At 39.4% G+C, this 14,156-nt stretch carries 2 protein-coding genes; both read right to left on the bottom strand.

Translation table 11 applies throughout. The features are described 5' to 3' along the window. Positions 1 to 172 precede the first annotated feature (172 nt). Positions 173 to 2,260 (bottom strand): OmpA family protein, encoded by a 2,088-nt coding sequence (locus CG11_RS25860; RefSeq protein WP_081909661.1) that lies wholly within the window; start codon positions 2,258 to 2,260, stop codon positions 173 to 175. A gap of 332 nt (positions 2,261 to 2,592) precedes the next feature. Next, on the bottom strand, positions 2,593 to 14,088 hold the full coding sequence (locus CG11_RS25855) for a gliding motility-associated C-terminal domain-containing protein (RefSeq protein WP_231512836.1): 11,496 nt from the start codon (positions 14,086 to 14,088) through the stop codon (positions 2,593 to 2,595). Between the last annotated feature and the right edge of the window lie 68 nt (positions 14,089 to 14,156).

The following is a 14,156-nucleotide window of genomic DNA, read 5'->3' as shown; positions in this document are numbered from 1 at the left end:
ATTCAGTTCATTAGAAACTAAATTAACAAATTTATTCTAATAAACGTTAAATATTTACTTCTTTTCTGCTATATAATTATCTTCTATAATAAGCATTAATAGAATGCGGCTATGGAGTTCCAATCATTATTATAGTTTTGGAATTGAAAGAATCAACAAGTTTATTACCTACTTATTGTAGCTTAAATTCTACTCGCCTATTGATTGCTCGATTTTTATCTGAAGTGTTTTTTACCAAAGGTCTTGCTTCTCCATAACCAACTGCTTTGAGCTTTTTAGGCTCTATTCCTTTGGCGATTAAATAAGCAACAACAGCAGCAGCTCTTTGCTGAGAAAGTTCTAAATTATAGGCACTACTCCCCTTATCATCCGTATGACCTGCAATTTCAATCGTAGCACCTTGGATGCTTTTTAAAGTTTTTGCCAAACGGTTTAACTCTAAATAAGAGGAAGGCTTTAAGACAGCTTTGTTAAACTCAAAAAAGATATTATTCAGACGAATTTCTTGTCCTTTTTCAATCGGAGTTAAATACAAATCAACTGTTTGTTCTTTATAATTATCCAAATCTACTAAATCAATAAAATTGCTAATGGGATAAAACCCCTCTTTTTCTGCTTGATAACTATATTGATTTCCCGCAGGTAAGACAATTTGATACCTCCCTGTCATGGGGTCTGAGCTAGCTACTCCTAAGTTCGAAGCCTTTAAATTGGCCGTAGAATCATTTAGAATTTGGTATTGAATAGGCACGGCCATTGGTTGCTGGGTTTTGGCATTAAAAACCCTCCCCTTTATCAAAACAATTGGCTCTGGTTTTTCTGGGTTTTCAATGCTCCAAATATCTCCTCCAGAACTAATATAAGCCTGATCTCCCTTCGCCGTTAAATAAAAACTTAAATCTTCTTTAGAACTATTTATTTGAGGTCCCAAATTTTTAGGTATACTCCAGTTTGTCCAAGTATCATCTAAACGCTTGGTTACAAATATATCATGTCTTCCATAGCCTAAATGCCCCTGTGAGGCAAAATACATTGTCTTTCCGTCCGCCGCCACAAAAGGATTTGCTTCATTTGCAAAGGTATTGACCGATTTTCCCATATTCAAGGGCACCGACCATGTATTATCCTCTCTCAAAAAACTTACATATAAATCTTTTTGTCCTTCGGAATCGTCTCGCTGCACGGATAAAATAAGTGTCTTATTGTCTGTACACAAAAAATACCCTACATAACGATTTTTATTGTAATAATTCTTAATTTCTACTGCTTGAGGTATTGACCACCCTTCTGCCGTTTTGTGTGTTATTGATAAGCCGTTTCCACCTTGAGAGCCATCTTCATTATACCTATTGGCAACAACCAAACTATTGTTATCTGGCGAAACAGAAACAACAAAGTTCGCCCCGTCATTATTCAATGGTTTTCCAATGTTTTTTAGTAGAGACCATTGGTCACCTTCCATACGTTGAGTAACCCAAATATCATTGCCCTTTTCAATGTTTTCAGGATGATCGTTACGACATACATACATGGTATTCCCGTCCGCAGACAAAATTGGTGCTAGTTCGGCATAATCAGAATTAATTTCCTCTCCTAATCGAACTCGCTGTCCAATTTTGTTGGCATTTTCAACCACCTGAATTCCAGAAGGTCGCTTGGTCACGGTGATATAATCTATTTCTACAGACATTTTACCTCCTAAAAAAAATGCTATACGATTTCCATAATTACTTCCGCCTACACTTTTTCCCAGAATCTTTCCGTTGATCGCATAAGTCATTATTTGTGCATCTTTCTTTATCTCCAAGACATTATACTCAAAAACTTTATTCAAAGCTTCTTCATCTTTATAATTCGCCAAAATATGGCTGGCATTGTTATAAAAATTATCTACCTTAAATTGCCCTCTTCCATTGATCAGCAACTTCTTAAAATCTCGATTGTCTTTTGTCAATCCTACCACCAAACCATATCCAATTCCTGTGCTTCCTGCAATTTGACGCAATTTAATTTTTACGGTAAAATCTTCTTGATTAGGCATTAGGTTGTCTAAAACTCTATTCAGCCGTTGGCTTACATTATTTTTATTTTTAATATAATAATGACCATCTTGTATTTTTATCTTTAGATTATTATTATCTATTTCATACCATTCCAAACGGTTATCATCAAAGTTATCATTCAATAATAAACTATCTTGTGCAAAGGTGCTTGTAACAATAACACAAAGCAACCCTATTATTCCCATTAATCGTATCATATTAGAGGTTGTTTAGAGAGCGAGGTCTAAAGAAGTAGTGGTCAAATTTTAAATAATAATGTCTTTCTTATCCATTGGTTACAAATTAAGGAAACAATCAGAAAATACGGTACCATAAAAATAGCGATTTTTAGTACTGCTACTTGCTTAACGAACTGTTGTAGTATTCTTTTTTTTCTGCCCACTTATTTATGTATCAAAATTTTAATTTTCTAAACCTTCTCATAAAAAGGTCTTATCTGTTTTTTCAAAAAAATAAGCCGCAAGTATCTCAAATACTTACGACCTATTTATGATTTTGTCACAAGAGTATTAAGCGATTAATACTGTCTCTATCTTCGGATTTCAACCGATCCTTGTAATGGTTCTTCGTCTCCGATTTTAAGAATATAAAAATAAGTAGCATCGGGCAAAGGTTTGCCTTCATGTGTTCCATCCCATTGATTGTTGTACTGATCTGTTTCATACACTAGATCTCCCCAACGATTAAAGACCAATAATTTTGCGCCTGTTAAATTACTCAAACAGGGAATTTCAAACACATCGTTTGTACCATCTTCATTAGGTGTAAAAATATTGGGCGGTTCACAATCACCTATTGTTGACACAGTAATATTAACCCATCCTGTGTCACAACTATTGGGACAATCAGGATTACACAACTCATAAATAAAGTATTGATTAGCAGTATCTCTTAATTGTAAAGTCAAATCAAACAATCCATTATTTAAATTAAGCAACTGACCACTGGTTGTTGGTGTGTTGATATAAATATCCCAATTCGTTGTCAAAACATCATTCGGTAGTACGTTAATGGTTGTTGTGTTCCCTGCTGTAGCCGTAAAATTATCGGCATTGGCAATCGGAGCGATTCCTCCTTGAATGACCAAAACAGTATCACTAGAATAAACACCACAATTTCCACTTGATAGTGTCCATACCAGCACCGTTGTATCCTGTTGAAGGTTAGTTACTGCTGTTGTCGAAACGCTATCATTTAAAATCACGGCAGAAGTATTCGTGCTCCACAAACCATTTCCCAAAGTAGAATTAAACGCTTGCAAAGGAACCGTATCCAATCCACAAGCTATTATATCTGCTCCTGCAAAAGCGTTATCACTAGGAATATCATCAATCGTTACAAGCATCGTATCGGAATCATAAGTTCCACAAACACCGTTATCTAATGACCAAACAAAGGTATACAACTGCCCCGATTGCAAACCCGTTACTTGTGTATTGGGGCTAATAGGGTTATCTATAACAACCCCTATACTAGTTTGAGCACTGCTTTGTGTCCAAGTTCCTGTACTGCTGCTTGGCATGTTGGCTGCTAATACTGTTGTCGTCACGTTACACCAATTTTGGTCAAGTCCTGCAAAAGCCGTATCTGCCCCAATAGGAACAACTGTAATTACAACAGAATCTACGACCGATGCATTACAACTATTGCTTGTCACAGTCCAATAAAAAGTATTTGTTCCTATAGGAATGTTTAACAAAGTAGTATTGGAAGCATTAGGATTAACAATTGTAGCACCACTATTGCTTGTCCACACTCCTACATTGGGCAAAGCAACAGGATTAGCATTTAATACTGTACTATCCAAACCGCATAAATTTTGGTCAAGTCCTGCAAAAGCAGCAGCAATACCACTTCCAAAAACACCAACAGTTGTGCTATCCAAAGAACGAACACTACATCCATTCGTAGTAATCACCACATAATAACGCCCAGTATCTGCATAACTAATATTCCCCAAACTAAGTGGCGTTCCAAATCCTACACTATTCCCTGTATTTACATGAAACCATTCGTAATTAGCAGAAGCAACAGTAGAACTGGTAGACAAGGTCACCGAGTCCCCCATACAAACAGGTCCTGTATTGCTCACACTTGGAGCTAAAGGTATGGGATTAACTAGTACTTCCATCGCACTTATAGGCGATACACACCCATTGGCATCACTTATGCTCAATGTATATGTTCCTGCGGTATTCGCGCTAGCAACAATCGCTGCGGGTGTTTGCAAGCTGCTACTATAAGCATTGGGTCCCGACCAATTGTACCCACTAGCTGCTGTGGTAGTATTCAACACAATCGACTCCCCTTCACACAAAGTAAGTGTATCCGTTAAGTTAGGAGCTAAAGGTGTTGGGTATACTATAACGGTTGTAGAATCTATGCTTTCGCAACCATTCCCTGAAATAGCACGAACGTAAAATGTTATATTCGTTGTTCCCACGGCTGCATTGATAGAGGTTCCTGTTCCTATCTGACTACTAGTTGACAGATTAGAATTAGAGTACCAAGTAATTGTACTTGCCGTAGAACCAACAACAGAAACACTAAGGTTGACACTGTCATTACTACAAACAGAACCACTATTTACAACTGCAACAATATGAGGTTGTGGTTCTATAACAATGGTAATAGTATCCGATATACTTCGGCAACCTGTAAGAGTATCGATACAGACTGTATACCAATCTCCCCCCAAATAGTTGGCATTTCCATAAGGAATAGCTGTACTAGAACCAATTGTCCAAAGTACATTGTTACCGCCTGGACTTCCTAAAGTTGTGGCACTATTTCCATTGGGTCCAATCCATTGAGACTGACCACATAACCCTGAAGAAAATAACTCTAAGGTATCTCCTTCGCAAATAGGACCATTATAACTAATCGTAGGCGCCGTCGCCACTCCATTAACGCTGACATAAACAGAAGTGTCTCTAGACAAACAACCATTATTATCTACTACAATCAAGGTGTATCGCCCAGTGTCATTTAATGTAGCGGAAGGAGTAACAATTGGATTCTGAACACTATCAACAAAACCATTGGGTCCAGACCAATAATAAGCATTAGCAAGGCTACTTGTTGTCATAACAATTGGTTCCCCCTCACAAACTGCAAAGTCAGCTGGTACAACGGGTGCTGTACTTGGCGGTAGAATCGTTACGGGAGTAGCTATTGGAGCGGAATGGCATCCAACGCCATTCGTTATCACCAAATAAAATGTAGAATCTGTTGTTATGTTGGGTATTGTTGGATTTTGCCCCGTTCCTGCTACGGTATCCAATGCCAAGCTCGAATACCAAGTGTAGGTGTGAAATGCATTAACAACATTGGTGCTGAGCACAGCATCTCCTCCGATGCAAATAGGACTATTACTAAATGTAGCTTGTGTATCTGGCAAAGGTGAAATAATAACCAAGCTAGCATTAGAAGTACTAAAACATCCTGTCGTAGTATCAATACATCTTAACACCCATAAACCACCCACATAATTGGTATCATTAGGTAAAATGAAGATACTGGAGCCTGAGATTGCAAAGTTAGGCCCATTAGGCCCTACCCATACCATTGAGTCACAATGATTGCTCGTACTATCAGCATCCAAGAATAAAGTATCGCCTTGGCAGATAACATCAAAAGGCTTGATATTGGGTTCTACTGGCAAGGTATCAACAGTTACTATTATTTGGGCACTATCGGTCGTACAGCCATTAAGATCGTCTACTGTTAAGTAATAAATTCCTGCATCTAAAGTATCGGCATTCGAAACAACAGGGTTAGCTTGACTAGATCCAAAGCCATTAGGGCCACTCCAATGATACGCTGAAGCAGTAGTGGTAGTAGTCAAAATAATGTCCTCTCCTTCACAAACACTCAAATTACTAGGAACTATAGGAGCGGGTCCCGCAGGACGCACTAAAACAGTTGTTGGAGTGGGTGCTGAGCTACAGCCTCCTGACGGAGTTACGACGACATAGAATGTCGTATCAGCTTGCAAATTATTGACAAACACTACGAAACCATTAGCACCTACAATGGTGTCGGTCATCAGAGAATCTCTACACCAAGTATAGGTTCCTACGATAAAGTTGGTACTCAATATTGCTCCCTCTCCAATACAAACTGGACCATTGTTGGTTACAACAGGTGCAAATTTAGAACGAATGGTTATATTGACTGGTGCAGATGCAGCTTCACAGCCTGTTATCGTATCCAAACAGAAGGCTTGCCATGTTCCTGCTTCGTATCCCGTACTATCTGCTGCAATACTCAAATTATTTCCAGAGAAAATATTTCCTAATGGACTAATCCAATATACTGAATCGCAAGCACCAGATACGCTTAATAATAAACTATCTCCCTCACAAATACTTAGCAGTCCTGTAATCGTGGGAGAACTAGGTCTACGGTGAACAATTACATTCAGACTTGTATCTAAAGAAGCACATCCATTGGTATCTATAATCGATAAAGTATACACACCTGAATCCGCAAGGCTTACTCCCAAAACCATTGTATTTTGAGTAGTGTCAACAAAACCATTGGGAGCTGTCCAAGTATACTTGGGTGCTAAGGAAGAAGAAGTCAAGAACAAAGTATCTCCTTCGCAAATAGGCGCATTACTACTAATAGAAGGCTTGGGGGTTGGTGCAAAAACATTGACAGTAGTAGAATCTATTATAAATGAACACCCGCTAAAGGTGGTTACTTCCAAATAAAAAGTCGTTGTCGTGGTTATTAAGACCTTTATAGATTGCCCTGTATCGACCGAAGTATTGTTTGCCAGCTTCCAATCATAAGTCACCCCTGTAATTGGTGTTGTTGATAAAATTGCAGAATCACCAATACACACTGGTCCCGAATTGGCAATAATTCCCGACAAAGGCTTTTCTATAATATCTACATTGACAATATTAGACAAAGATTGGCAACCTGTGATTCTATCGATACATAACATCTCCCAGCTTCCATCTCTATAATCGGGATGATTAGAAGGGATTACTAAGGTAGTAACAGTAGAATCGAATGGAGCCCCCGAAGGTCCTGTCCATCTAAAAATATCACAAGCAGCGGATACATTTAAGATCAAATCATTGCCCTCACAAACAGGTCCATTATGACTAAGAACGGGTACCGTTGGATTACTCTTCACAATAACAACAATGGTATCCTCAAAAGAAAGACAGCCATTATTATCAACAATAGATACTATATAGTTTCCAGCATCAGTCATCGTTGCATTATTAATTGTTGGGTTTTGTAGGGATGATGTATAACCTCCTGGTCCTACCCAACTATAATTGCTGCCATTCGTCAAAACACCCAATTGTATCAAATCTCTTTCACAAACTTCTACCGTATCTTGATACACAATAGGTGTAATACGAGGGTGCAAATTCACAGTCGTGTTAGCGACCGGTGACAAACAACCATTGGTACTTACTTGCTGTACATAAAAGGTTGTATCGCTAACAATACCTCCTACTGTAATCACAAGGCTACTATCAATAACATTGGTCAACAAAGAATCTGCATACCAAAATGTTCTATTTCCAGAAGATCCCACTACAGATAATTCAACCGTATCCCCCATACATACGGGACCATTGTTAATGGCAATAGGTCTAGGAGGGATTGGATCAATATTCACCAATACTGTATTAGAAACCGCAGAACATCCAGTCAAGGTATCGTAACAAATCAAATACCAAGCCCCATTGACATAGTTACTATCATTGGGGTAAACAATCGTTTGGTTCAAGCTCCCTCCTTGTGTTGTTATTGGACCAACCCACAAAGCACTGTCACAGATAGTTCCACTTGTTTCAATAACAACAGAATCTCCAGTACATACACTATTCGGATTTAACAAGGTCAATCCCGTATATGCGTTTGTATGAACCGCAATATGAATACTTGTATCGGGGGAAAGACAACCATTGCTATCTTCTACCAATAATGTATATAAACCACTATCCGCTGTAGTCGCTGTGGCAATAATAGGATACTGCCTATTTGAAGCAAATCCATTCGGACCTGTCCAATAGTAAGTATAAGGGCTCGCATTGGTTCCCAATAATATACTATCTCCTTCACAAAGCAAGGTATCGGCAGCAAAGATATCAGGCGTTGTTAATGGAGCTACTACAACTACTGTTGTAGAATCAATGGTTGAACAGCCAGCCAAAGTTGTTCCTCGAACATAAAATGTACGATCTGAAGTTAACAGTCCTGTATTGGCTACATGTCCTGTTTGGATAATTGTTGTCAATAAACGATCCTCTGCCCATTCGTAAGTTAAGGCTCCTTGTTGAGGAACAGACAACGTAGCCGTGCTGTTACTACAAATCGGACCATTGTTACTCGGTAATAAACTAGCGGGTAAAGTATTAATCGTAATATTAGCAGGCAATGACGTATCCGATACACATCCTGTAATTGTATCGGTGCAAATTACACGCCATGCCCCAGAGACATATTCTGCACTGTCAACAAATATAATTAAAGTTGAACTTCCAAACACATCCAATGTAGTTCCTATTGGAGAGAACCATGTTGACAAGTGACAAGCCCCTCCTTCCAAATGAATGCTATCTCCAAAACAAACGTTATTTGCAGTAGTTATTGTAGGTTGGATTGGCACAGTATTGATATGTATCCGTATGCTATCTGTAGACTGGCAACCTGAAGTATCTGTAATCGTCAAACTGTAAAATCCTGTATCCAATGAGGTCACGGCAACAATTGGGTTACGTTGTATGCTGCTAAAACCATTCGGACCTGTCCAATTATACGCCACTGCATTGGTAGAAGTTTCTAATCTCAACGAATCATTCTCACAAATCGTATCTGATACAGCATCAACATTAGGTGGAGCAGGTAGCGCATTAACGATCACCTGAACAGAATCTAAAGCAGAACAACCATTAACAGCAACAACACCATAAAACACCGTATCTGTAGTAATCCCTGAAAGAGTAATACTAGAAGTATTGGCAATTAATAATATTGGGTTCTTCGCGTACCATTGATAATTGGCACCACTAACCAATGCCATGCTTAGATTTAAATCCTCTCCTGCACACAACGGACCATTTTGTGTAATAACGGGTGGATTAGGAACGGTTCTAATAGTTATGGTAATTGTATTCGAGACACTTTGACAGCCTGTTGCAGTATCCACACAAATTAAATTCCAATCTCCTGCTAAATAATTAGCACTAGTATCTGTCAGCACCAAGGTATCTCCTCCCTCAACCAATTGATTCAAAGGATTTACCCAAACCATACTATCACAAGTAGTTGCCGCAATCAAAATCAATGAATCGCCTCTACAAATATTCGTACTTGGACTAGTTATACTAGTTGCCGCTAGTGGAGGGACGACAATTACTCGTACAGTAGTATCTTCCGATGGGCAGCCTGTAGTATCTATCAATTCTAAAGTGTAAACCCCATTATGAATAGATTGAGCAGGAGTTATAAATGGATCTTTTTGATTGGAGGTAAATCCTGTCGGTCCAGACCAATCGTAACTCCCCCCTACAGGCACAATGGTAGCAGTTGTTAAAAATAGGGTATCGCCTTCACACACAAGTATACTATCAGGCAATTGAGGTGCTGGCAACGCACGGTGTACGAATACTTGTGTTGTATCGGCACTCGTACAACCATTTACTTCAATTTCTAATCTAAAAGAACGATTACTGGTAATATTAGGCACCACAATCTCATTTGCGCCCCCTACAAGTGTCAAACTTGGCAAGGCTATCCAATTGTAACTAGCGCCTGCAACAACTGGTGTCAATAGTCTAACAGAATCCCCTACACAAACAGGACCGCTATTCGATGCCACTGGGGGTGCTGGAGTAGGTCGCACTGAAGGACTATGATAAGTTGGCAATGAGGCACACCCCGTTGCATTATTGATCCCAACAACATCCCAAGTAGCAGTATAATCCAATGAACCAAACAAAAGTACTACCGTATCACCAGTATAAGTCGTTCCATTAGAACTCAACCAAGTATAGTCATCGTTTCCTGTTGCGACAAGAATTAAACTATCTCCATGACAAGGATTATTATCTACAACAGTAGGAGCATTGGGCAAAGTATTGACAATTACTTCAAATGTCGTGTCAGGTGTAACGCAACCGTTCAAATCAATAATTCTTAAACGGTATGTTCCACTATCTTGTAATGTCGCAGAAGCTTTCATAGGCATAGCGGCATGGCTAGTATTCCCTATAGGGTTCCTCCATTGATACCCCAATGCTGGTGTTATCGTTGATGCTCGTAATGTGTCGCCTTCACAGATGCGAATTGTATCTGGTGGTATTGGAGCCATAGGAGCAGGATAAACAGCAACACGAGCACTATCTCTGTCGGAACAACCATTGACAGATATTGTCAAGTAGAATGTTGTATCAGTTGTTATATTCAAAAATGTAGCTGGATTGTTATTACTAACAACTATATTCCCTGCTGTTGTCCAGGTATAATTTGCATTAAACACAGGGAAAACACCCAAGCGTACACTATCTCCTATACAAACAGAGTCTCTTCCTTGTATGGTTGGGAAAATAGGTTTGGGGCGTATTCTTACAGTATCAATAGTAGAAGCAGATGCACAACCTGCTGCATTGACACAAATTATATTCCATGGACCATTAACATAATCAACACTATTGGTATCAATTCCTAACATTGGACTTGTTGTGCGGTATTGATTGCCTAAAGGACTGATCCAATAGATCGTATCACAAATGGAACTAACGCTCAAAAGGATACTATCGCCTTCACATACAGGGCTATTGGTATTGGTAATAGGTGCAATAGGTAGTTCATTGACAGAAATTTGTACGAATGCAGTATCTGAAACACATCCAAAACTATTGGTTATAACCAATGCATAACGACCAGAATCCAATACACCAACAGGATAAATAAAAGGATCTCTTTGGTTGGAATTAAAGCCATTAAATTCGTGTGCCCATTCATAATTAGCTCCCGATGAAGGAGTATTAAATTGTAGGGTATCTCCTTCACATACGGGACTATTGCTTATAATAATCGGCAGACTAGGTTTTGGGTTAACAGTTGTGATTACTCGACTAATTGGAGAAGGACAACCATTGACGGTTTGAACTAAAAATACAGTATCTGTCGCAAACAAATTATATCTCAGCAAGGTATCAAAAACACCCAAACTCACATTTTGATTAGAATCTGCAAACCATTCATTTATTGCTCCTATCACGCTAGGCGCTATCAAAACAGCAGAATCACCAACACAAATAGGGCTATTGCTACTAACAATAGGTTGCGGTGGAGAAGGTTGCATATTGATAAATATAGGAGCCGATTCAGAACGACACCCCGTTAGTGTATCAACACAACTTAGAGTCCACAAGCCCGTTTGATGATTTTGGAAAAAGGGTGGAATCAACAGAATCGTATCTGTTGTTCCAATTGTACTAATTGGTCCATTAAAATATAAGCTATCACAAGTTCCTCCACTTGCTTCCAAAATTATTGTATCGTTAAAACATAGCGTTCCTCCTCCTAATAAAATAGGTGCTGTAGGTGATGGGTTGACATAAATTCTAATAGAAGTATCTCTAGATACACAACCATTGTTATTTTCAGTGTATAAAGAATAAACGCCATCGTGAACCGTTCCTGAAATTGGAATAATTTGGAACTGTCCTTGTCCTGTCCATCCATTAGGTCCTGTCCAATTGTGCTGATTAGCAGAAGTAAAAGATATGAGTTGAATGTCTTCCCCTTCACAGACAATCGTATCCAATGCTCGAATATCTGGAGCAGGAATTGGAGCGGGATCTATCAATGAGATATTTGTCGATGTCATACAACCATTCCCATCTGTAATACTAGCCGTATATGATCCTGCCCTTAAATTTGTAAGGGTACTAGTTGTCGCTCCCGTAGACCAAAGATACGTATAAGTACCTGTTCCCCCGTTAACAGTCAAAGCAATCTCACCGGTCGAATCTCCATGACAAGTAATTCCAACTATCGATGAAGTAACGGTAACTGGTGAAGGAGCAACCAAGGTCTCTGTATCAGTTACCGTACAACCATTTCCATCTGTTGTTGTTACTGTATAAATACCTCCACCAAGATTATTGATGGTCGCCGTATTTTGTCCTGTAGACCAAGCATATGTTCCTGTCCCTGTTCCCCCTGTTGAAAAGGCAGACAAGCTCCCATCTGTTGTATTATGGCAAGAAATATTATTTAAAATAAAGATATCTACGTCTAATTCTGGTGGTTCTGATAATGTTTCACAAATAGTTGCTGTACAACTATTAGCATCCGAGACCGTCACACAATAAGTAATATTAGCTTTCAAATTATTAACCACTGCACTAGTTCGGTTATTCGCCGCAGCATTCCACTGATAAGTGTAGCCTCCTACCCCACCACTAGGAGATACCGAAATAACACCTGTTGTATCTCCATGGCAATTTACAGGAGCGGTAAATGTAGTGAGCGTTATTATAGCCGGTTCATTAACAATAATAGAATCTATCCCTTGACATCCTAATGAGTCCGTTGCTGTTACATAATACTTTCCGACCGCCAATCCTGTTGTTGTTGGACCTGTCTGACCATCTGACCAAGTATAGTTATACGGCGAACCTACAGTATATGGAGTTCCGCCCTGTGCTAGTGCAGAAGCACTTCCATCGTTACCACCATTACAAGATACGTCTGTTGATGAGATTGTATTAATGAATGTTACCAAAGCAGGTTCTTGAATGGTAACACAAACCACATCGGAACAATTTGACATGCTCTCCGTAACAGTAACACAATATGTTCCTGCTGCCAGTCCAGTAGCTGTGGCTGTTGTCTGGTTTCCAGCAGCAGCATCCCATTGATAGAGATAACTAGTACTACCTCCACCGACGCCTCGTGCCGTTGCTTCTCCTGTCAATTCGCCTTTACAAGCTACATCTACTTTAGAAGCAATACTCGCTGTCACAGGAGATGATACCGTAATTTCAGTAATTACATCTACAGGACAAGCATAATACGTTTGTCCTCCACTGCTTAGTCGTCTAGATATAGTAGCTCGATAGGTTGTTGTCGTTGTAGGTACTGCAATAAAAGAATCTGGTGTAACTTGGGTTAAACCACTAGATGGATTCCAAACAACTGTATCTAAGCCAGTTAACCCCAACAATTTAATCTCCGATGTATCTCCTATACAAATGGTATCGTTAGGCAAAGGCAATACATTTGGATTGGGTACTACATGCAACCAAATGGTATCCCTAGGAGATGGTCCACAACAAGCTGAATGAACATACAATTCAATCACATGAAAACCTGCCACATTAAATGGTATACCCGACACAGTGGGTATATTACCTGGATTAGATGGGCTTATGGCTGTTGTAAAATTCCAATAAATAGTATCCGTAGTATTAGAACTCGTAAAGATAGGCATATCTCCTATACATACTTGAAATGTATCTGCTCCACCTAAAGGTACTGCTGTAGTTGAAATAGTTGGTTGTGCAGGACCAGGGAAAGCGATGTTTTGAAAGCCTCTGTAAATCCCATTCGGTCCCGTTCCATTCCTAACCGTATAACGTCCTGTATTTAAATAGGTTGTCACTCCAGGATTATCACTACTATTATTCGGCATTGCCGTTCCTGCAACAAGATCAAAATTCCAATTTGTATTTCCTGTACCTGATGGCAATGTTGTATTTCTAAATCGTACTTGTTTGTTACTGCAATTAATATCTTCTACAACAATAGTTGGTTGCCCTGATAAATTAAATGCCGAATCACGTGCGGCTGGTACAACTCCTTTTCCATCCCAAAAAATATTTACTTCGATACCGTCAGCACCTTCTCCACCACGACCGCCACGACCGCCAGTACCGCCAGCGCCACCATTTCCACCTCTTCCCAACTGTGCCAAATTAGACACACCACCAGCACCACCAAGACCACCTAAGCCACCATTACCACCACTGCCCCCCATAGCACCATCACCTGCACTACCAGCTTCTATATAGCAATCCTCTATAAAACCATTGGAACCATTATTGG

This window comes from Aureispira sp. CCB-QB1 (assembly GCF_000724545.1).
GTDB lineage: Bacteria > Bacteroidota > Bacteroidia > Chitinophagales > Saprospiraceae > Aureispira.
Note: the sequence above shows the minus strand (reverse complement) of the source record. Positions and strands in the feature narration are given on the sequence as shown.

What these genes read in the sequence shown, in the direction of transcription:
- CG11_RS25860 (WP_081909661.1), bottom strand. Translation starts at nt 2,260, where the DNA reads ATGATACGATTAATGGGAATAATAGGGTTGCTTTGTGTTATTGTTACA.
- CG11_RS25855 (WP_231512836.1), bottom strand. Translation starts at nt 14,088, where the DNA reads ATGGGGGGCAGTGGTGGTAATGGTGGCTTAGGTGGTCTTGGTGGTGCT.